This is a genomic window from Streptomyces sp. NPDC089919, assembly GCF_040684615.1.
In the GTDB taxonomy this organism is placed as follows: Bacteria; Actinomycetota; Actinomycetes; order Streptomycetales; family Streptomycetaceae; genus Streptomyces.
The window spans coordinates 1-20,549 of the sequence record NZ_JBFBGK010000128.1 but is presented as its reverse complement, the minus strand read 5'-3'; the positions used below and the strand labels follow the sequence as shown (position 1 = coordinate 20,549).

Below are 20,549 nucleotides of genomic sequence, written 5' to 3'. Positions count from 1 at the left end.
CCGAACACTCGTTCCCGAGACGTCGCTCTTCCGATCTGAGCTCAGAGTCCGTTGACCCGGGCCAGCCGGCCGGCCCCGACGGGCCGGAACTCCGTGGTCACCGGCCGTACCCGGCGGGCCGTCCGGGAGTGCTGGCGGCGCACCTGGGCCATCAAGCGGCGGCTGCGCAGCGCCATTTCGAGCTCGAAGCGGGTGCGCGGGTCCCGCAGTCCGGGACCGAACAGCTTCTCCAGCTGGCGCATCCGGTAGCGCACGGTCTGCGGGTGCACGCTCAGGGCCTTGGCGGCCTCCGGGGCGCCACCGCCCTCCAGCCAGGCCAGCAGGGTGACTTCCAGGCGCTCGCTCTGGCGGGGGGTCAGATCGGCCAGCGGGCGCAGCCAGCGCGCCGCCAGGGCGTGGGCCAGCGGCTCGTCCTGGAGCAGCAGCAGGGTGGAGAGGTGGTCGTCGACGAAGAGGGGCCGCACTTCGGCGCCGGCCGCCCGGGCCGGTGCCAGCGCCAGCAGCCGCAGTGCCCAGCGCAGCGAGGAGGGCGCGTCGCGCGGTGGTACGGGGTGCCCGACGGCGGCGAACCGGCCCCGCAGGGCGAGTTCGAGGGCCGCGCGGCGGTCGCCCTCCGGATCCGGTACGAGCAGGCACGGCTGGCCCCCGGCCAGCCCGGCGAGCGCGTCGTCGAGTACGCCGGCCAGCTGCTGGGCCTCGCCGGGGGTGGCCGGCACGACCACCCGCAGGGCCGGGGGCTGGGGCCAGCGGGCCCGGGCGGCCAGGCTCGCGAGCCCGGCCTCGGTCAACTCCTCGTCACCGATCAGGGCGTTGAAGAGCTCCTGGCGGGCCCGGTCGGGTACCACGGTCAGGGGCGGCTCGTGGCAGTGGCCGCGGGGGCCGTCCGGGCCGGGGCCCGGCTCCGGGTTCTCGTCGTGGTCATGTCGGACATCGTTGTCGAAGGGCGGTTCGTCCACCGGTCCTTGGGTGATCTCGGCGTCCTCGGCGTCCTCGGCGTCTGCGAGGTCCGCGCCGGCCCCGGCCGGAGCCGTGTTCCGGCGGGCCGGCGCCTGGTAGCCGAGCGCCACCAGCAGGGCCGCCTCGACGGCCTGCCGGAGCAGTTCGTCATCCATGTCTTCGGCACCCGCCGGGAGTCCGGGCGTGCCCTGGAGGAGTTCCTCCACTATCTCCCCCGCCAGGGACGGGAGTTCCTTGCGCAGTACGCGTCGCCACTCGCCCCGCGGGCGGGACCAGATGCGGTTGAGAAGTTCGCACATCATTACCTCGTTCTGCCGGGGGTGAGGCCCGCCGGATGGGCACGCGACGGGCCTGCCGGGGCCGACCCGCTCGCCGACTACCCGATCCGGCAAGGGAGTTGAGGCCCCGTACGCCCTCCAAGAGGGGGTCCTCCGGCGGCCGTCCCGCGGCTTTGCCGCGTTTTTGCCGTGGAGGACGCATGGTCGGCTCCCGGGGGTCGCCCGTCCTGCCGCCCACTGGAACGGAATCTTCCGGGGCTACACCATGGCATGGCGACGCGCCCGCGAGAAGTTGTCACGTTTCGATAAATCCTGTGGAGGGGTCGGGAAGCTCCAGGATGCTTCTGGCACTCCGGCCCCGGCGCGACTGCCCGCGCCGCCGCGCAGGACCGACCACTACCCCCGTGGTGCCGAGCGTGAGGTGGAGCCTCGGCACCCGGGCGCACGGGAGACCCGATGCCGCTGTCCCACACGCACCCGCCCCGCACGCACCGCGCCCGCGGCCGCCGCCGCCACGCCGGAGCGGCCCCCAACGCCGGCCGGCGCGCCGTCCGCCGGGTGCCCCTCCTCATACCCGCCACCGGCCGTCCGCGCCGGGGCCCCCGCTACGCCGTCGGCGCGGCGCTCGTCCTCACCCTGGCGGTCGCCGCCCGGGCCGGGGCGCTGACGCGGCTCTGGGAGTTCCTGGACTTCGGGTCCGGGGTGCTCGCCCTGGTCTCGCTCAGCGCCACGGTCCTGTGGGGCCTGGTGGCCACCGACCGGACGGTGCTCGGATCCGGCCACCGGCTGCTCGCCCAGGGCGTGCACCGCGCGCTCGCCGTCGGCGGGCTGGGCTTCCTCGCCCTGCACGTCTGGGTCAAGATCGCCGAGGGGCAGACCGGGGCCGCGTCCGCCGTGCTCCCCTTCGCCGACCCGGACCGGCCGTTCCTGATCGGCCTGGGCACCCTCGCCGGCTACCTGTTCGTGGCGGTGGCCGCCTCCGGCGCGCTGCGCAGCGCCTTCGCCACCCGGTCCCGCTCGCTGTGGTGGCGGGTGCTGCACATGGGCGCCTACCCGGCCTGGGGCATGTCCCTGGTCCACGGGCTCAAGTCGGGCCGTCCGGCAGCCGGTTGGGTGACCGTCAGCTACGCCCTGTGCCTGGCCGGGGTGGCGGCCGTCATCGCGCTGCGGGTGCGGGCCCGGCGGCGCCGGGCGGCGGTCCGGCCCGCCGAGCCGCCGCTTCCGCAGTGGCCGCCGGCCGACCCCGCGGCCCGGCCCGCCGCCCCTGCCCCGGCGCCGGGCCGGAACCCGGCGCCCCGCCCGCCCGGGCCCCGCCGCGAGGCCCCGTACCCGTACCTCGTCCCGGACGGCGGAGGCCGGCCGTGACCCACGAGCCGACCCCCGCCCTGGCGTGTGTCGGGCCACCCCGGCTGTTGGCCGGACTGGACGCCACCGCCCGGCTGGACCGGGTGGCGCACCTGACCCTGCACGGTTCGCCGCCCCGCTACGGACCGGTCGAACTGACCGCCCTCGCCGAGAACATCGACCTGCGCGGCCGGGGCGGGGCCGGTTTCCCCTTCGCCCGCAAGCTGCAGGCGGTGCTCCGCTCGGCCGCCGCCCGCGAGGGCCGCACCGCCGTCGTGGTCAACGGCAGCGAGGGCGAGCCCAGTTGTCTCAAGGACACCGCACTCCTGCTGCACGTCCCGCACCTGGTCCTGGACGGCGCCCTGCTCGCCGCCGACGCCCTGGGTGCCGAGGAGGTGGTGGTCGGCGTCACCCGGGAGGACGTGGCCCGCTCGGTGGCCGCCGCGATCACCGAACGCGGCCCGGACGGCGGCCGGTTGCGGGTCACCCGGCTCCCCGAACGCTTCGTCACCGGGGAGGGCACGGCCCTGGTCTCGGGGCTGGGCGGCGGGCCCGCGCTGCCCTCCGGGCGCAAGGTGCGCACCAGCGACCGGGGCCTGTCGGGCCTGCCCACCCTGCTGTCCAACACCGAGACCTACGCCCAGCTCGCCGTCGCCGCCCGCACCGGCGCCCTCGAGTACCGCTCGGCCGGCCTGCCCGCCGAGCCCGGCACGCTGCTGCTCACCGTCGCCGGCCGGGTGGTGGTCGAGACCCCCACCGGGGTGCCCCTGCCGTACGTCCTCCAGCAGTGCGGGGCCGAGCCGGGGGAGGGGGTGCTGGTGGGCGGGTACCACGGCCGCTGGCTGGGCCCCGACGCGGCCCGCGCCGTCCTGGTCTCCCGGCAGTCCCTGGCCGCGTACGACGCGGTGCTGGGCGCCGGCGCGGTGCTGCCGCTGCCCGCGGACACCTGCCCGGCGGGGGAGGTGGCCCGGGTGGCCCGCTGGATGGCCGACGAGTCGGCGGGCCAGTGCGGCCCCTGCGTCCGGGGGCTGCCCGCGCTCGCCGACCGGCTGGCGGAGGCCGTCGCGGGGGACCGGCGGGCCCTGGGGGACCTGGAGGCCCGGATGCGCGTGGTGCGGCGCCGGGGCGCCTGCAGCCACCCCGACGGCACCGCCGGCTTCGTCGCCTCGGCGCTGGCCGTCTTCCCGCAGGAGTTCCACGAGCACGCGCACGGACGCGGCTGCGGCCGGCGGGTGCAGGGCGCGCTGCCGCTGCCCGACGACGAGAGCCCCGAGCAGCTGGTCGTCGACTGGACGCTGTGCAAGGGGCACGGGCTGTGCCGGGACGTGCTGCCGGACGTGGTGAGCCTGGACGCCGACGGCTACCCGGCCCAGGCCGCCATGCCGCTGCCCGGCCGGCTGCGGGCCCGGGCGCTGCGCGCGGTACGCCGCTGCCCCGCGCTCGCGCTGCGCATCCAGGAATGACCGGGAGAACGTCGCAGCGGGCCGCCGAGTTCATCGTTGGCGGGAAATGACAAATTCCGCCGGAAACTCTCGGACCCCCGGGAAATGCGCGTATGAATTGTCGGGCACGCACAGCACGTACGAATTCCAGGGAGAGACGATGGACGACAGGCGTCGGGGAATCATCGCGGGCTCGGCGGTCGCGGTGCTCCTGCTCACCGCGGGCTGCGGCAGTTCTTCGGACCGGACCGCCCCCGCGGGAAATTCCGTCAAGGACGCCGGCGCCGGCAGCGCCCTCGGCTCGGCGAAGGACTCCGGGTACGGTTCCGGATCCGGCTCCGGGTACGGCAGCGCCGACGGGTACGGCGGCTCGGGGTCCGGCAGTACGCCGGAGCCGGCGGCCGGCTCCGGCTACGGCGAGGGTGGCGCGGCGGCCGGCGGCCCCGCCGGCCGGCTCACCACCCGCGCGCTCCCGCAGCTGGGCACGGTGGCCACGGACGGCGGCGGCCGCACCCTCTACCGCTTCGACAAGGACTCCGCCTCGCCGCCCCGGTCCGCCTGCGACGGCGACTGCGCCGAGGCCTGGCCCCCGGTGCCGGCCGCGGACGCCACCGCCGCCGCGGGGGTGGACGCCTCGCTGCTGGGCGAGGTGCTGCGCGCCGACGGCAGCCGCCAGCTGACCCTGGGCGGCTGGCCGGTCTACCGCTACGCCAAGGACGACAAGCCCGGTGACGCCAACGGCGAGGGGGTGGGCGGCACCTGGCACGCCCTGGCCCCGGACGGCAAGAAGGCCGTCGACAAGAAGGCCGCCGGAACGTCCGACGGGTCGATGCCGGGCGGGTCGATGTCGGGCGGCGGAATGAAGATGGGAGGTGGGAAGGCCGACGGGGCGGAACTCTCGGTATTCCGGGACGCAGAATTGGGTAATCTCGTCGCGGAGGCCTCGGGAATGACCCTCTACCGCTTCGACAAGGACAGCGCTTGGCCGATGAAAATCGGCTGCGTCGGAGCCTGTACGAATACCTGGAAACCGGCCGCGCCGGTGGACCGGGCAAAAGTGAAGGGCATCGCCCAGAAGCTCATCGGCTCGGTCCTGCGGCCGGACGGCAGCCGCCAGCTGACCATCAACTGCTGGCCCGTCTACTGGTTCACCGGGGACGAGAAGCCCGGCGACACCAACGGCCAGGGCAAGCAGGGGCTGTGGTTCGCCGTCACCGACACCGGCAAGAAGGCCGGCGCGGCCGGATAGGAGAGCGAACCGTGCTCCGCCACCCCCGCGCCGCCGCCCGCGCCGCCGTCGTCGCCCTGTGCGGGGCCGCGGTCCTCCTCACCGGCTGCTCCGGTGCCGCCGCCCCCGAGCGCCCGGTACGGCTGGCCGACCTCGGCGCCGCCGTCGGGTGCACGCCCGCGGTCAGCGTGGACGCCGACGAGCTCCGCCAGGGCGGCTGCCGGACCGCGCAGGGCCGGTACAGCATGGCCACCTTCACCACCGGGCGGGGCCTGCGGGCCTGGCTCGCCGAGGCCCAGGCGTACGGCGGCACGTACCTGGTGGGGGAGCGGTGGGTGGTCACGGCCGCCCCCGAGTCGGCCCTCGCCCCGCTCAGGGAACGGGTCGGCGGGCACCTGGAATCCGGTACCCGCCACCCGGCCGGGCACGGAACGGCGCCGGGCGGCGCAGCGGCACCCGGGCACGACACCGGACCGGGCCACGGAGCGGCGCCGGGGCACGGTGCCGAGCCGGGGCACCAGGGCATGCCGGGCATGCCGGCCGTGCCCCGGTGACCCGCCCCGCCCGCTACCGCTGCTGGAGCCGGTCGATCGCCTCGTCGAGCGTGGTGGCGGCCATGATGAGCGAAAGGTGGGTGAAGGCCTGCGGGAAATTGCCCAGTTGCTCACCGCTGGGCCCGATCTCCTCCGCGAACAGCCCCACGTGGTTGGCGTAGGTGAGCATCTTCTCGAAGGAGAACCGGGCCTGGCGCACCCGTCCGGCCCGGGCCAGCGCGTCGACGTGCAGGAAGGTGCACAGGCTGAACGTCCCTTCGGCGCCGCGCAGTCCGTCCGGCGAGGCGGCCGGGTCGTACCGGTAGACCAGGCTGTCCTTCACCAGGTCCCGGTCGATGGCGTCGAGGGTGCTCAACCACGCCGGGTCGGTCGGGTTGAGCAGGCCCACCCGTGGGATCAACAGGAGGGAGGCGTCGAGCACGTCGCTGCCGTAGTGCTGGACGAGGGCCCCGCGGTCCTCGTTCCAGCCCCGGCTCATCACCTGCTCGAAGATCGAGTCCCGGGCCGAGCGCCAGACCTCCCGGGCGGCCGGCCGGCCGAACTCCTCCGCCAGCCGCAGCCCCCGGTCGAAGGCCACCCAGGACATCACCCGGCTGTAGGTGAAGTCCTGTTGGCCGCCGCGGGTTTCCCAGATGCCCTCGTCCCGGCTGTCCCAGGCCTCGGCCAGCCAGTCCAGCAGCGAGGCGATGGCCCGCCAGCCCCGGTAGGTGGGCATGGTGTCCATCCCCCGGCCCTGCGCCAGCGCGTACAGGGCCTCGCCGTAGATGTCCAACTGCACCTGGTCCACCGCCGCGTTGCCCACCCGCACCGGGTACGAGCCGCGGTAGCCCTCGAAGTGGTCCAGCACCTCCTCGGGCAGCCACGGGTCGCCGTCCACCCGGTACATGATCTGCAGCGGCTGGGTGCCGGCCGCCGGACTGCCCGCCCGCTCGCTCACCCGGTCGGTGAGCCAGGAGGTGAAGGCCGCGGCCTCGTCGACGAACCCGAGGTCCAGCAGCGCCCGTACGGAGAGCGAGCCGTCCCGGATCCAGGTGTAGCGGTAGTCCCAGTTGCGCTCCCCGCCCACCTGCTCCGGCAGTCCCAGGGTGGCCGCGGCGATCGGGGCGCCGGTGGGCAGGTAGGTGAGCAGCTTCAGCGTGATGGCCGACCGGTGCACCATGTCCGGCCAGCGCCCTCGGTAGCGGGTGGTGCGCACCCACGTCTGCCAGAAGTCCACCGCGTCCCACAGGGCGGCCTCGACCCCCGCCTCGTCGGGCAGCGGCGGCGCCGGCTCGTCCCGGCCGGTCACGGTGAAGGAGGCCCCGGCCCGGCCGCCCTCGGTCAGCACCAGTTCCCCGCGCACGTCCCCGGCGTCGTCCACGGCCATGGGGAAGTTCGACTGGAGGTAGCCGGTGAGGCCCGGGGCCCGGAAGGCCGCGGTGCGCCCGTCCAGCGTGGTCTCGTGCCTGGCGCGGCCGAAGTCGAACCGGGGCCGGCACTCCAGGGTGAAGCGGACCGTGCCGCGCATGCAGCGCACCACCCGCAGGATGGCGTGCCGGTCGGTGGGGCGTCCGGTCCGGTCCGGCGGCATCCAGTCCATCAACTCGCCCACCCCGTCGGGGGACATGAAGCGGGTGACGAGCAAGGCCGTGTCCGGGTAGTACAGCTGCTTGACCGTCACGTCGGGGCCGTCCACCGACAGCCGGAAGTAGCCCCCGCGGTCATGGTCGAGCAGGGCCGAGAAGATGCCGGGCGAGTCGAAGCGGGGGGCGGCGAACCAGTCGACCACGCCCCGGTCCGAGATCAGGGCGGCCGTCTGCAGGTCGCCCACCAGGCCGTGGTCCGCGATGAGCGGGTAGCGCTCCATGCCTCCCACTATCGGCGACGCCCGGCCACCCGGCCCGGCGACCGGCCCCGGCCCCCGCCGCCGGAGGCCTTTGCGCAGGTCAACGCCGCGCCCGGGGGTCCCGACGTGCTCGATCACCGGAGACGACCTTCAATGGACCGTGAGGGATCGCCGAACCCAGAAACGGCCACCACCATGAGCAACGGCCAGGACATGAACGCGGCAGGGTCCGACCCGGGGAAGCGACCGCCGGGCGGGGGCGGGGCGCGCAAGAGCGCCCTCTACCGCCTCGGGCACTGGTGCGCCAAGCACTTCGTCGTCGTCATCGTGCTGTGGCTGGCGGCGGTGGTGGGCCTGCAGCTCGCCAACCGCGCCGTGGGCGGCCAGTTCTCCGACGACTTCGCCCTCCCGGGCGTCCAGTCGGCCAAGGGCCTGGACGTGCTGAAGGCGCACGAGCCGGCGGCCGGCGGCTACGGGGCCCAGATCGTGCTCAACCAGCCCGCCGCGCCGCTCACCGAGGACGCCGCCGCCATCAACACGGCCGTGGCCAGCCTGCAGAAGCTGCCCGACGTCCTGAGCGCCCAGAACCCGCTGCCGCCGCCCGGCAGTACCCCCCAGCAGGCCCCCGCCGGGGTGCCCAACACCGGCCCGCTGTCCTCGGACGGCAAGACCGGCTACATCACCGTGCGGTTCAGCGTGCCGCCCTCGACGCTCGGCACGGACTACCTCGACGGGGTGGACGCGGCCGTACAGCCGCTGCGCGCGGCCGGCATCGACGTCGAGTACGGCGGCCCGCTCGGCGAGCTCGCCCGGCCCCACGCCAACGACTACACCAGCGAGGCCATCGGCTTCGCCGTCGCGATCGTGGTGCTCCTGATCGGCTTCGGCAGCATCATCGGCGCCGTGATGCCGCTGGTCACCGCCCTGATCGGGGCGGTCTGCGGACTGGCGCTGCTGGGCCTGGTCGCCGCCGCCTTCACCTTCGGCACCGTCTCCCCCACCCTGGCCACCATGATCGGCCTGGGTGTGGGCATCGACTACGCGCTGTTCCTGATCACCCGGCACCGCCAGAACATCATGGACGGCCACGATCCCGCCGACTCCGCGGGCATGGCGACCACCACCAGCGGCCGGGCCGTCCTGGTCTCCGGCTGCACGGTCATCATCGCGCTGTCCGGCCTGTGGGTCTCCGGGGTCAGCTTCATCGGCAAACTGGGCCTGGCCGCGGCCTTCACCGTGGTGACGGCCGTGGTCGCGGCCCTCACGCTGGTGCCCGCCCTGCTCGGCGGCGTCGGCCGGGCCATCGACCGGTACAAGGTCCGCAAGCCGGTCGCCGAGACCGACGCGGAGCCGGGGGCCGAGGCCCACGGCACCTGGCACCGGTACGCCCAGCGGGTCGAGAAGCGGCCCTGGTGGTACCTGATCGCCGGGGTCGTCGGGCTCGTGGTACTGGCCTTCCCGCTGTTCTTCATCCAGCTCGGCCACATCGGCGACGGGGCCGATCCGAAGTCCTTCACCGACCGGCGGGCCTACGACCTGATCTCCACCGCCTTCGGCCCCGGCGCCAACGGCCCGCTGACCCTGGTCGTGGACCAGAGCGCGGTGCCCGCCGCCGACCGGGCGGCGCTGGCGACCAAACTCCAGCAGTCGCTGACGAACGTCCCGGACGCGGCCTCCATCACCCCGCTGCGGACCAGCTCCGACGGGGACGTACTGATCGGCACGGCCTATTCGGTGGCCTCCCCGCAGGACGCGAAGACCACCGCGCTGACCGAGCACCTGATCGACACGGTGCTGCCGGACGCCACGGCGGGCACCGCGGCCCACGGGTACGTCACCGGCACCACGGCCGCCCAGGTCGACTTCCTGGAGATCGTCTCGAGCCGGCTGCCGCTGATCATCGCGGTGGTGGTGGCGCTGGCCTTCCTGGTGATCCTGATCGTCTTCCGGGGCCTGCTGGTGGCCGTCAAGGCGGCCGTGCTCAACGTGCTCTCCATCGCCGCCTCGTACGGCGTGGTCGTCGCGGTCTTCCAGTGGGGGTGGGGCGGACCGGCGCTCGGCGTCTCGGGCAAGGTGCCGATCGAGAGCTACGTGCCGATGATGATGTTCGCCATCGTCTTCGGGCTCAGCATGGACTACGAGATCTTCCTGCTCTCCCGGGTCCGGGAGGCCTGGCTGCGCACCGGGAATCCCGAGGCCAGCGTCGCGCACGCGCTGGAGATCACCGCCCGGGTGATCACCTGTGCCGCGCTGATCATGGTCAGCGTCTTCGCGGCCTTCATCGTCTCGGACAACATCGTCGTCAAGATGCTGGGCCTGGGACTGGCCGCGAGCGTGCTGATCGACGCCACCGTGGTCCGGCTGCTGCTGGTGCCCGCGGTGATGACGCTGCTGGGCAAGTCGGCCTGGTGGACGCCGCGCTGGCTGGACCGGCTGCTGCCGCACGTGGACGCCGAGGGCGAGGCCGCCCTGGAGCACGACACCGAACCGGCCGCCGGCCCCGCGCCCTGATCCGGTACACGTCCTGATCCGGGTACACGTACTGATCCGGTAGCCCTCCTGATCCGGGTACGCGTCCGCCGGGGCCCGGTCGCACCGGGTCCCGGCGGACGCGCGCCGGCCCCGCCGGTCAGCCCAGCAGGGCCGCCAGGATCTCCGTCACCCCCGGACGGGCCCGCTCCGCGTCCTCGGGCACGAAGCCGATGCGGGTGCGCCGGTGCAGCACGTCCTCCACGTCCAGGGCGCCCTCGTGGGTGATCGTGTACTCGATCTCCGCGCGGGTGATGTTGATCCGCTCGGCGATCCGGCCCAGCGGGTCGGGGAGCGTGGCGGCGGCCAGCACGGCCGGTGCCTCCCCGCCGAAGCGGGAGATCAGCGGGGCCGGCGCGAGGGCCCGGTCCACCGGACGGCTCTGCGGATGCCCGGGCGCGCCCACCAGCGGCAGGTCGGTGGTGCGGCAGGGGCCCGCGGCCAGTCCGCGGACCCGGCAGGCCAGGTCCACCGCGTCCTGAGCCATCCGGCGGTAGGTGGTGAGCTTCCCGCCCACCACGGTCACCACGCCCGAGGGCGACTCGCGCACCGCGTGCCGCCGGGAGAGGTCGGCGGTCTCGCCGCCGCCCGCGTCGATCAGCGGCCGCAGCCCGGCGAAGGCGCCCCGGACGTCGGCCCGGGTCAGCTCCCGCTCCAGGGCGGTGTTCACCGTGGCGAGCAGGAAGTCGGTCTCCGCCTCGGTCGGCACCGGTACGTCGGGCACCGGACCGGGCGCGTCCTCGTCCGTCAGGCCCACCATGACCCGGCCCAGCTGCTGGGGGAGGGCGAAGACGAACCGGCTGGTGGAGCCGGGCACCGGGACGGTGAGGGCGGCGGTGGGCCGGCCCAGCGCCGCCGCGTCGAAGACCAGGTGGGTGCCCCGGCTGGGCCGCAGCCGGATCGAGTCGTCGACCTCGTCGGCCCAGACCCCGGTCGCGTTGACCACCGCCCGGGCCCGCACGGTGAAGCTCTCGCCGGTCAGGGTGTCGGTGAGCTCCGCGCCCTCGCCGGTCACCCGCGAGGCCCTGACCCGGGTCAGGATCCGCGCGCCGTGCCCGGCCGCGGTCCGGGCGATGCCGGTGACCAGCCGCGCGTCGTCGACCAGCTGCCCGTCATGGGCCACCAGCGCCCCGCGCAGCCCCTGCCGCCGGACGCCCGGCACCAGCTCGGCGGCGGTGCGGGCGTCCACCCGGCGGGCGCGGGGGAGGATCCCCGCGGGGGTCCGGGCGCCCATCCGCAGCGCGTCGCCGGCCAGGAAGCCGGTGCGCACCAGCGCGGCGGTGCCCCGCGAGACGGACGGCAGCAGCGGCACGGCCTGCGGCAGCGCCCGGATCAGGTGCGGTGCGGTACGGGTCATCAGCACGCCCCGCTCCACCGCGCTCTCGTGGGCCACGCCGATCCGGCCGGAGGCCAGGTAGCGCAGGCCGCCGTGGACCAGCTTCGAGCTCCACCGGCTGGTCCCGAAGGCGAGGTCGCGGGCCTCCACCAGGACGGTGGACAGGCCCCGGGAGGCGGCGTCGAGGGCGACCCCGGCGCCGGTCACCCCGCCGCCGATGACCAGCAGGTCCACGGGGGCGCCCGTGGCGAGGGCGTCGAGGTCGGCGGCGCGGCGGGCGGCGTGCAGGGCGGTGGGCGCGGTGCGCGGGGGGAGGTTCACGGCCTGAGGTATCCGTTCAGTGCGATCGCCAGCTCGCGACGCCACGCGGCCTCGGGCAGCAGCTCGGCGACCATGCGGTGCGACTGGACTGTGGACTGGGTGATGAGCAGGACCATCGCGGAGAGCTCGGCCGGCTCGCCGGCCCGGATCGTGCCGCCCTGCTGACCGGTCACCAGGGCCTTGGCCAGCAGGCTGACGAGGGTGCGCTGGCTGGTGCCCAGGCGCTGCACCACGTACTCGGCGAGCAGGTCGGAGTCCTCGTAGAGAGCCCCGAGGACGGGGTGGTCGCGCATTTTGACGGCGAACTCCACGATCCACTCGACCAGCGACTCCCGGTCCTCGCCGGTCCGGGGGGTCTGCTCGGCGGTGCTCAGGACCTCCCGGGTCAGCAGCGCCCCGACCAGGGCCCGGACGTCCGGCCAGCGCCGGTACACGGTCGGCCGGCTGACCCCGGCCCGGCGGGCGATCTCGGCCAGCTGGACGCGCCGGCCCAGGACCGCGACCAGCTCGGCCGCGGCGTCGAGGATCTGGTCGTCGATGCTGCGGGCGTCGTCTGCCCCTGGGCCACCGGAGACGCTGTTACTGATTGACATGATGTGGAAAACTGTAACGCATGTCTACGGAACCGCACCTGCCCCCGGACCGTGCCGCGGCCCTGCCGCTGCCCCCCATGGCCTTCAACGCCTGGGGCGACCCGGCCCTCGCCACCACGCTCTCCGACGACGTCAAGGGACTCCTGGCGAGCCTGCTGGAGATCTCCGGCGAGCCGCTCACCCCGCCGACGCAGGCGGAGGTGCGCCTGGTCCCCTCCCGGCTCAGCGGCGTCCACCTCAAGGCCCTTGCGGCGATCGTCGGCGAGGAGCACATCAGCGTCCGGGACGGCGACCGGCTGCCCCGCGCCGGCGGCAAGTCCACCCCCGACCTGCTGCGCCGCCGGTCCACCGGGGAGCAGGAGGCCCCCGACGCGGTGGTGGTACCGGGCACCGAGGAGGAGGTCGCCCAGCTCCTGGAGCTGTGCAGCCGGCAGCGGATCGCGGTGGTCCCCTTCGGCGGCGGCACCAGCGTGGTCGGCGGACTCGACCCGCTGCGCGGCGAGTTCGCCGCCGTCCTCTCCCTGGACCTGCGCCGCTTCGACGCGCTGGTCTCGCTGGACGAGGTCTCCGGCGAGGCGGTGCTCGGCGCCGGCCTGACCGGCCCGCGCGCGGAGGAACTGCTCGCCGAGCGGGGCTTCGAACTGGGCCACTACCCGCAGAGCTTCCGCTACGCCACCATCGGCGGCTTCGCCGCCACCCGCTCCTCCGGCCAGGACTCGGCCGGCTACGGCCGCTTCGACGACATGGTCCGCGGCCTGCGGGTCATCACCCCGGCGGGCGTCCTCGACCTCGGCCGGGGCCCGGCCTCCGCCGCCGGCCCGGACCTGCGCCAGCTCTTCCTCGGCTCCGAAGGCGTCCTCGGCGTCATCACCGAGGTGCGGGTGCGGGTGCACCCCGTCCCGGCGGTCAAGCGGTACGAGGCCTGGACCTTCCCCGACTTCGCCACCGGCGCCGCCGCGCTGCGGGCGGTCCGGCAGCAGGGCACCGGCCCGACCGTGCTGCGCCTGTCGGACGAGACCGAGACGGCCGTCAACCTCGCCATGACCGCCAAGATCGGCGCTCCCCAGGCGGTCAGCGGCTGCCTGGCCGTCACCGTCTTCGAGGGCACCGACGAGCTCACCGCCGCCCGCCACGAGCTCACCCGCGCCGTGCTGCGCGCCCACGGCGGCACCTCGCTCGGCGAGGAGCCGGCCCGCGCCTGGGAGCACGGCCGCTTCAGCGCCCCGTACCTGCGCGACGCGCTGCTCGACCACGGCGCGCTCTGCGAGACCCTGGAGACGGCCACCTCCTGGGCCGGCCTGGACCGGCTCAAGACCGCCGTCACCGGCGCGCTCACCGAAGCCCTGGGGGCCACCGGCAGCACCGCTCTGGTGATGTGCCACATTTCCCACGTGTACGAGACCGGAGCCTCGCTCTACTTCACCGTGGTCGGCGCCCAGCGCGGGGACGCCCTCGCCCAGTGGCAGCAGGCCAAGCGCGCGGCCGGCGACGCCATCATGGCCAACGCCGGCACCATCACCCACCACCACGCCGTCGGCGCCGACCACCGGCCGTGGATGGGCCAGGAGATCGGCGACCTGGGCGCGGCCGTGCTGCGCGCCGTCAAGGGCGCGGTGGACCCGGCCGGCATCCTGAACCCCGGAAAGCTCATCCCGTGACACGGGAGCCCCGGCGGCACCCCGTCCGCACCGTCCTGGTCCTCACCAACCCGGCGGCCGGCTCCGGCCGGGCCGGCCGGGCGGCCGCCACCGCCCTGGCCCGCTTCCGGGAGCTGGGCATAGCCGTCCGCGCCGAGGCCGGCACCGATCCGGCGGACACCGTCCGGCTGGCCCGGGAGGCGGTCGGCGCGGAGCTCGACGCGCTGGTGGTGGTGGGCGGCGACGGCATGATCGCGCTGGCCGTCCAGGCGCTGGCCGGCAGCGGGCTGCCGCTCGGCGTGATCCCCGCCGGCACCGGCAACGACCTGGCCCGGGAGTACGGGCTGCCGCTGAAGGACCCGGCGGCGGCGGCCGAGGTGGTCGCGGCCGGGCTGGTCCGGCGGGTGGACACCGGCCGGATCGTCACCGCGGACGGCGCCGAGCGGCGGTTCGCCTCGGTGCTCGCCATCGGCTTCGACTCGCTGGTCAGCGACCGGGCGAACCGGATGCGGTGGCCGCGCGGCCGGATGAAGTACAACCTGGCGATGGTGCGGGAGCTGGCCGGGCTGCGGCCGCTGCCGTTCCGGCTGGAGCTGGCCGACGGGACGGTCCTCGAGCGCCCGCTCGCGCTGGCCTCGGTGGGCAACACCCGCAGCTACGGCGGCGGGATGCTGATCTGCCCGGCCGCCGACCCGGCCGACGGCCTGCTGGACCTGACCCTCGTCGAGGCGATGCCCCGGACCAAGCTGGTGCGGTTCTTCCCGACCGTGTTCAAGGGCACGCACGTGCGCCAGAGCGCGGTGGCCACCCATCGGACCACCGCCCTGCGGATCGACTCCCCGGGCATCAACGCGTACGCGGACGGCGACCTGGCGGGCCCGCTGCCGGCCGACATCACGGTCCTGCCGCAGTCGCTGTCGCTGCTGGTCCCGGCCTGAGCGGCCGGGCGGGGCCCCCGAGCGCCGGGGCCCCGCCCGGCGGCCGTCAGGACGGCCGGCCGGCCGCGGACGCGCCGTCCGCTGCGGCCGGCTCGTGCGGAGCCTGCGCGTCCGGCACGTCCTGCGCATGCGGGCCGGGCCGGTCGCCCGCGGGCAGCAGCAGGACGGACAGCACCGGGAAGAGCGACGTCAGGGCGAAGACCGGCCCGTAGCCGTACCCGTCGATCAGCCCGGCGAACAGCGGCGGCACCAGCACGATCGCGGCGTGCTGCCCCATGCCGTGGGTGCCCAGGGCGCGTCCGGCCCAGTGGGGTCCCGCGTACTCGGCGACCGCGGTGTTGTGCAGCCCGTTGGTGCTCACCGTCAGCCCCGAGGCCAGCAGCAGCGCGGCCGTACCCGCCGGCCCGGACCAGCCCGCGCCCGCCGCCAGCAGCGCCAGGTCCACCGCGGTCACGGTGGCCAGCACCCGGATCGGCGTGATCCGGCTGCCGACCCGGTCGGACCACCAGCCGGCCAGCAGCCGCACCCCGGCCCCGGCGAAGTTCGCCACCGCCAGCACCGTCCCCGCGCCGGCCGCGGACCAGCCCCGCACCTCGGTCAGGAACAGCAGCGCGAAACCGGTCACCACGAACTGCGGGACGCACTGCACCGCCGCCACGGCGTGCAGCCGCGCCAGGTACGCGCCGCGGTACGGGCTCGGCGGCCGGGTCCCCGCGGGCGGCTCGGGCCGGGCCGGATCCACCGCGCACACCGCCACGGTCAGCCCGGCCGCCGCGCACAGCGCGGCGCACAGCCCGAAGGCCGCGGACAGCCCGGCGTGGACGGCCACCGGCGGCAGTGCCGCCGCGGCCAGCGCGGTGCCCAGTGGCTGGGAGGCCTGCCGCACCCCCATGGCCACCCCGCGCCGCTCGCGCGGGAACCAGCCGATCACCAGCCGCCCCGAGGCGGAGTTGACCGAGGAGCCCATGGCACCGGTCAGCACCAGCAGCGCGCCCAGACCCCGGACGCCGGGCCCGGTCGCCGCGCCGGCCAGCGCCGCCGCGGCGCCCAGCAGGCCGGCCGACAGCGCCAGGCGCTCGCCGTACCGGTCGGTCACCACGCCCCAGCCGATCAGGCCGAGCAGGATCCCGGCGATCGGGCAGGAGACGAGGACGCCGGCGGTGACCAGCGAGAGCCCGAGCTCCCGCTGCATCGCGGGGACCAGGTAGGGCATGCCGTAGAGCGCCGTGGTGCTGGCGGTCTGACCGGCGGTGCCCAGCGCGAGCATCAGCCAACTGCGGGGTATCCGCTCCTCGTTCATGTCCCGAGCTTAGCCAGGCGATCGTTATGTGAGACAGATTGTTTTGCATGGTGAGACGGCTTGATGTCCGCTACGGCCCGCGGCCGCCCGACTCCCTTGCCGGCGACCGGATTTCAGCGGGCGCCGACCAGCTCGTCGCCCAGCGGGGTGCGGCGGTAGAGGACCAGGCGGCCGTGCCGGGCGCGGGTGACCAGGCCGGTGGCGTACAGGACGCGCAGGTGCTGGGAGACGGCGCTGGGCGTGACCCGCAGTCGGCGGGCCAGCTCGACGGTGGCCAGCGGCTCGGCGAGCAGCATCAGCAGCCGGGCCCGCGGGGTGCCCAGCAGCTCGCCGAGGGAACCCTCGTCGACGGTTCGGGCCGGCTCCCACAGCGTCGCCACCCCCCGGCAGGGGTACGTCAGCGTCGGCGCCACGTCCGCGGTGACCGGCGGGGCGGGCTTGTGCGCGAAGACGGACGGTACGAGCAGCAGGCCCCGGCCGGCCGCCGCAACCCGGAACCGGCCGTTCATCTTGTCGATGTGCAGGGTGCCGTCCGCCCACCGCAGGTCCGGGTGCATGTCGGTGAAGAGCGACCGGGCCCCGCCTACCGCCAGCCGCCGGGCGCGGTAGGTCATGTCGGCCTCCAGCAGCAGCCGCATCCGGGGCCAGGCGGGCTCGATCGCCACCCGCCAGTACCGCCGCAGCAGCTCGCACAGGGTGTCGCGGAGGGCCGCCGCGGCGTCGTCGTCCCGTTCGGCGGCGGCCAGCGGAGCCGGCAGCGGGTCCGGTGCGTGGGTGTCGCGCAAGTCCTGCCGCACCAGGGCCGGCGGGGTGCGGCCGACCACGGCCAGCTCGTCCTCGAAGGCCGGCTCGAAGCAGTCCGGGCGGGGCGTGAGGAAGTCCGGCAGGGTGCGCCGGACGGCGACCAGCGACAGCAGCAGGGCGGTGTCCAGCCCGCCGAGCAGGCCGAGCACGGACCGGCGCCAGGGCAGGTGCAGCACGGACAGCCCCGGTTCCCGCAGCACCCGCAGGCTCATCATGGTCTCGGTCAGGGGCGAGAGGGCGAACCGGGTGTCGGCCAGGTCCTCCACACCGAGTTCGAAGCTGATCATTAAGCCACAGGCTACTTCCATTGGAGTCCGGCACCCGGTGCAGTGGACTTCCCGGCATGACGCAGACCCCCGCCCCGCCCGGCACACCGCTGCCCGGCGCCCCGGCCGCGACCGCTGGGCCCCGGCGCCAACCGCCGGTCCAGGAACCGCAGATGAGCCGCCGCACCCTCCTGCTGCTGGCCCTGACCTGCGCCGTCGGAGTGGGCAACATCTACTTCCCGCAGGCCGTCAGCCCGCTGGCCGGCGCCGGCCTCGGGGTCGGGCCGGACGCCGCCGCGGCCACCGTCACGGCCACCCAGATCGGCTACACCGCCGGCATCTTCCTGCTGGTCCCGCTCGGCGACCGGCTCCCGTACCGCCCGCTGCTGGTCACCCTGCTCGCCCTGTGCAGCGCCGCGCTGCTCACCGCCGGCCTCGCCCCCACGCTGCCGGTGCTGGTCGCCGCCAGCGTCCTGGTCGGCACCACCACCGTGGCCGCCCAGCTGATCGGCCCGATGGCGGCCGGACTGGCCGCCCCCGGCCACCGGGGCGCGACCATGGGCACCCTGCTCAGCGGATCCATCGGCGGCATGCTGCTGGCCCGCACCTTCAGCGGGACGCTCGGCGAACGGCTCGGCTGGCGCGCCCCGTACCTGGTCGCCGCCGCGGTGGTCGTGCTGCTCGCCGCCGTGCTCTTCCGGGCGCTGCCCGCCACCGACCTGCCGCGCACCCGCCGGTCCTACCCGGCCCTGCTCGCCGAGCCGCTGCGGCTGCTGCGCACCGAGCCGGAGCTGCGCCGGTCCGGGCTCTACCAGGCCGCCGTCTTCGCGGGCTTCTCGGCGGTGTGGACCTGCGCCGCGCTGCTGCTCACCGGGCCGGCGTACGGGCTGGACGCCGAGGCGGTGGGGCTGCTCGCGCTGGTGGGCGGGCCCACCATGGTCTGCACCCCGCTCGCCGGCCGCCTGACGGACCGGCGGGGCTCCGACCCGGTCACCTTCCTCGCCCTGGCCGGGGTGCTGCTCGCCGCCGTGGTGCTGCTGTCCGGCGGCCGCGGCGGGACGAGCGGGCTCGTCGCCCTGGTGCTCGGCACGCTGGTGCTGGACATCGCCATGCAGTGCGGGATGGTCGCCAACCAGGCCCGGGTCTACGCCCTGCGGCCCGATGCCCGCAGCCGGCTCAACACCGCGTACATGACCTGCGTCTACCTCGGCGGCAGCGCCGGCTCCTGGCTCGGCGTCCACGCGTACGGCCGGCTCGGCTGGCCGGGGGTCTGCGCCCTGATGGCCGGACTCGCCGCCGTCGCCCTGGCCCGCCACCTGGGGCGTGTCCGGCGGGCGGCCGGTCACCAGGACGGGCCCCGCTGACCGGCGGGTCGGCGGGGCTGGCCCCGGGGCGGTGGTGGGTCAGCGGCTCTTGCGGACCTGCGCGGCGCGGCGGGCCTCGGCGGCCTTGCGGGCCTCGGCCGCCTTGCGGTTCTCCTTCTTGGGCTGTGCGCCCAGGCCCCGGAAGGGGCGCCGGCCGGTCTGCTCGGGCTTGGCGCCGGCCGGTCGGCGGGCGCCGGTGATCCGGGTCAACTCGGCCTCGCCGGAGCGGACCTGAGTGACCGTCGGCCGGATGCCGGCCGCGGACATCAGCTTGGCCACGTCCTGCCGCTGGCCGTGCGTGACCAGCGTGACGACCTTGCCGCTCTCACCGGCCCGGGCGGTCCGGCCGCCCCGGTGGAGGTAGTCCTTGGCGTCCGTGGGCGCTTCCACGTTGACCACCAGGTCCAGTTCGTCGACGTGGATGCCGCGGGCGGCCACGTTCGTGGCCACCAGCACGGTGACGTCCCCGCGCTTGAACTGGTCCAGGGTGTGCGAGCGTTGAGGCTGCGACTTGCCGCTGTGCAGGGCCGAGGCGCGGATGCCGTTGTCCCGCAGGTGGCGGGTGAAGGTGTCCACGGCGGCCTTGGTGCCCAGGAACATCAGCACCCGCCCGTCGCGGGCCGCGATCTCGGTCGCCACCGCGAACCGGTCCGCGCCGTGCACGTGCAGGACGTGGTGCTCCATCGTGGTGACCGCGGCCTTGGCGTGGTCGACCGAGACGGTCACCGGCTCCGCGAGGTAACCGGCCACCAGGCGCTCGACGTTGCGGTCCAGGGTGGCGGAGAAGAGCAGCCGCTGGCCGCCCGGCGGGACGTGGTCCAGGATCTCGGTGACCTGCGGCAGGAAGCCCATGTCGCACATCTGGTCCGCCTCGTCGAGGACGGCGGTGCGCACCCGGTCCAGGTGGCAGTCGCGGCGCCCGACCAGGTCCGTCAGGCGGCCCGGGGTCGCGATGACCACCTCGGCGCCCTCCTTCAGGGCCGCGGCCTGCCGTCCCATGGACAGCCCGCCGACGAGGGTGGCCATCCGCAGCCCCAGCACCTTCGCGTAGGGCTCGAGCGCGAGGCCGACCTGCTGGGCCAGCTCGCGGGTCGGGACCAGCACCAGCGCCAGCGGGCGCTTGGCCTCCGCGCGCTGCCCGGCCGTGCGCACCAGCATCGGCAGCCCGAAGGCCAGGGTCTTGCCCGAGCCGGTCTGCGCCCGGCCCAGCACGTCCCGGCCGGCCAGTGCCTCGGGGAGGGTCGCCGCCTGGATCGGGAACGGCTCGGTGACCCCCAGCCCTGTCATCGTCCGCAGCAGCTCCTCGGGCAGCCCCAGTCCCTCGAAGGTGCCGGCCGCCGCGGGCGCATCCGCCGCACCGGGCTCGTCCCGCCGCGATCCGGCCCGGTCGTGCGGGCGGGCGCCGGGGGCTCCGGAGACGGGCGGCGTGGCGTTCATGGGGAACCTTCCTCAGAGCGGGGCCCCCGCAACACACCGGGGCCCGTGCCCACGGCACGGGCCCCGGATGTCGGAAGCGTGCCCCCCATTTTACCAGCAGCCCCCCGCCCCCCTACGCCCCACGGGGCCCCGCCCCGGGCCTCCCCGGCTCCGCCACTCCAGCCTCGCCGGCGTTTGAGGCGACCGTCGCGCAGCGGCGGTGCGGGGGCTTACCCAGCCGCGCGGCGTTTGAGCGCACCGTCGCGGAGCGGCGGTACGGGGGATCCGGGGGCGGAGCCCCACGGTTTCGGGAAGGGGCGGGGTGGGGCCGGCTCCGCGCAGCGGCCGGGGGGGGGGCCCGGCCCCCCCCCCCCAAAAAAAGCGAAGAAAGGAGGGGTTGGAAAAATGTGTGTGGTT

The 20,549-nt window shown here is 75.4% G+C and carries 15 protein-coding genes; 8 read left to right on the top strand and 7 right to left on the bottom strand.

The window, feature by feature from the left end:
* Window positions 1–41: 41 nt before the first annotated feature.
* Complete coding sequence (locus tag AB0O40_RS33485; RefSeq protein ID WP_365049282.1) at window positions 42–1,256, bottom strand: helix-turn-helix domain-containing protein; 1,215 nt, start codon at window positions 1,254–1,256, stop codon at window positions 42–44.
* Window positions 1,257–1,691: 435 nt separating this feature from the next.
* Here AB0O40_RS33485 and AB0O40_RS33480 point away from each other — a divergent pair, with 435 nt between their 5' ends.
* The 4 genes from AB0O40_RS33480 to AB0O40_RS33465 all read left to right on the top strand — a co-directional run bounded on the left by AB0O40_RS33480 (window position 1,692) and on the right by AB0O40_RS33465 (window position 5,803).
* A complete protein-coding gene (locus AB0O40_RS33480; protein ID WP_365049281.1) occupies window positions 1,692–2,600 on the top strand; it encodes a hypothetical protein in 909 nt (302 codons plus the stop codon).
* Window positions 2,597–4,042, top strand: coding sequence for an NADH-ubiquinone oxidoreductase-F iron-sulfur binding region domain-containing protein (locus AB0O40_RS33475; protein WP_365049280.1), 1,446 nt, complete (start codon window positions 2,597–2,599; stop codon window positions 4,040–4,042). The genes AB0O40_RS33480 and AB0O40_RS33475 overlap by 4 nt, the downstream gene beginning before the upstream one ends.
* 139 nt (window positions 4,043–4,181) lie before the next feature.
* A complete protein-coding gene (locus AB0O40_RS33470) occupies window positions 4,182–5,270 on the top strand; it encodes an SCO0930 family lipoprotein (RefSeq protein WP_365049279.1) in 1,089 nt (362 codons plus the stop codon).
* Between the two features lie 11 nt (window positions 5,271–5,281).
* Window positions 5,282–5,803, top strand: coding sequence for a hypothetical protein (locus AB0O40_RS33465; RefSeq protein ID WP_365049278.1), 522 nt, complete (start codon window positions 5,282–5,284; stop codon window positions 5,801–5,803).
* Between the two features lie 13 nt (window positions 5,804–5,816).
* On the opposite strand, the gene AB0O40_RS33460 is transcribed toward AB0O40_RS33465, so the two are convergent.
* Window positions 5,817–7,649: a glycoside hydrolase family 15 protein gene (locus AB0O40_RS33460; protein WP_365049277.1), complete on the bottom strand. Its 1,833-nt coding sequence runs from the start codon at window positions 7,647–7,649 to the stop codon at window positions 5,817–5,819.
* A gap of 192 nt (window positions 7,650–7,841) precedes the next feature.
* On the opposite strand from AB0O40_RS33460, the gene AB0O40_RS33455 reads away from it, so the two are divergent.
* Window positions 7,842–10,139 (top strand): MMPL family transporter, encoded by a 2,298-nt coding sequence (locus AB0O40_RS33455; RefSeq protein WP_365049284.1) that lies wholly within the window; start codon window positions 7,842–7,844, stop codon window positions 10,137–10,139.
* 118 nt (window positions 10,140–10,257) lie between these two features.
* Here AB0O40_RS33455 and AB0O40_RS33450 read toward each other — a convergent pair whose 3' ends face one another.
* Both AB0O40_RS33450 and AB0O40_RS33445 read right to left on the bottom strand, forming a co-directional pair.
* Entirely contained in the window at window positions 10,258–11,814 is a 1,557-nt protein-coding gene (locus AB0O40_RS33450) for a glycerol-3-phosphate dehydrogenase/oxidase (protein WP_365049276.1), read from the bottom strand.
* Window positions 11,811–12,407, bottom strand: coding sequence for a helix-turn-helix domain-containing protein (locus AB0O40_RS33445; RefSeq protein ID WP_365049275.1), 597 nt, complete (start codon window positions 12,405–12,407; stop codon window positions 11,811–11,813). The genes AB0O40_RS33450 and AB0O40_RS33445 overlap by 4 nt, the downstream gene beginning before the upstream one ends.
* Window positions 12,408–12,427: 20 nt before the next feature.
* Between AB0O40_RS33445 and AB0O40_RS33440 the strand changes: the two genes are divergently transcribed.
* The gene (locus tag AB0O40_RS33440) at window positions 12,428–14,065 is read left to right on the top strand and encodes an FAD-binding oxidoreductase (RefSeq protein ID WP_365049274.1); all 1,638 of its coding nucleotides are present in this window, start codon (window positions 12,428–12,430) and stop codon (window positions 14,063–14,065) included.
* Complete coding sequence (locus AB0O40_RS33435; RefSeq protein WP_365049273.1) at window positions 14,062–14,982, top strand: diacylglycerol kinase; 921 nt, start codon at window positions 14,062–14,064, stop codon at window positions 14,980–14,982. Before AB0O40_RS33440 ends, AB0O40_RS33435 begins: the two co-directional genes overlap by 4 nt.
* 46 nt (window positions 14,983–15,028) lie before the next feature.
* Here the strand turns inward: AB0O40_RS33435 and AB0O40_RS33430 are convergent, their stop codons facing one another.
* Window positions 15,029–16,282 carry an MFS transporter gene (locus AB0O40_RS33430; protein ID WP_365049272.1) on the bottom strand — a complete coding sequence of 418 codons (1,254 nt, stop codon included), beginning with the start codon at window positions 16,280–16,282 and terminating at the stop codon, window positions 15,029–15,031.
* Window positions 16,283–16,395: 113 nt separating this feature from the next.
* Window positions 16,396–17,373, bottom strand: coding sequence for an ArsR family transcriptional regulator (locus tag AB0O40_RS33425; RefSeq protein WP_365049271.1), 978 nt, complete (start codon window positions 17,371–17,373; stop codon window positions 16,396–16,398).
* A gap of 152 nt (window positions 17,374–17,525) precedes the next feature.
* On the opposite strand from AB0O40_RS33425, the gene AB0O40_RS33420 reads away from it, so the two are divergent.
* Window positions 17,526–18,716 carry an MFS transporter gene (locus tag AB0O40_RS33420; RefSeq protein ID WP_365049283.1) on the top strand — a complete coding sequence of 397 codons (1,191 nt, stop codon included), beginning with the start codon at window positions 17,526–17,528 and terminating at the stop codon, window positions 18,714–18,716.
* Window positions 18,717–18,755: 39 nt separating this feature from the next.
* On the opposite strand, the gene AB0O40_RS33415 is transcribed toward AB0O40_RS33420, so the two are convergent.
* Entirely contained in the window at window positions 18,756–20,153 is a 1,398-nt protein-coding gene (locus AB0O40_RS33415) for a DEAD/DEAH box helicase (RefSeq protein ID WP_365049270.1), read from the bottom strand.
* Between the last annotated feature and the right edge of the window lie 396 nt (window positions 20,154–20,549).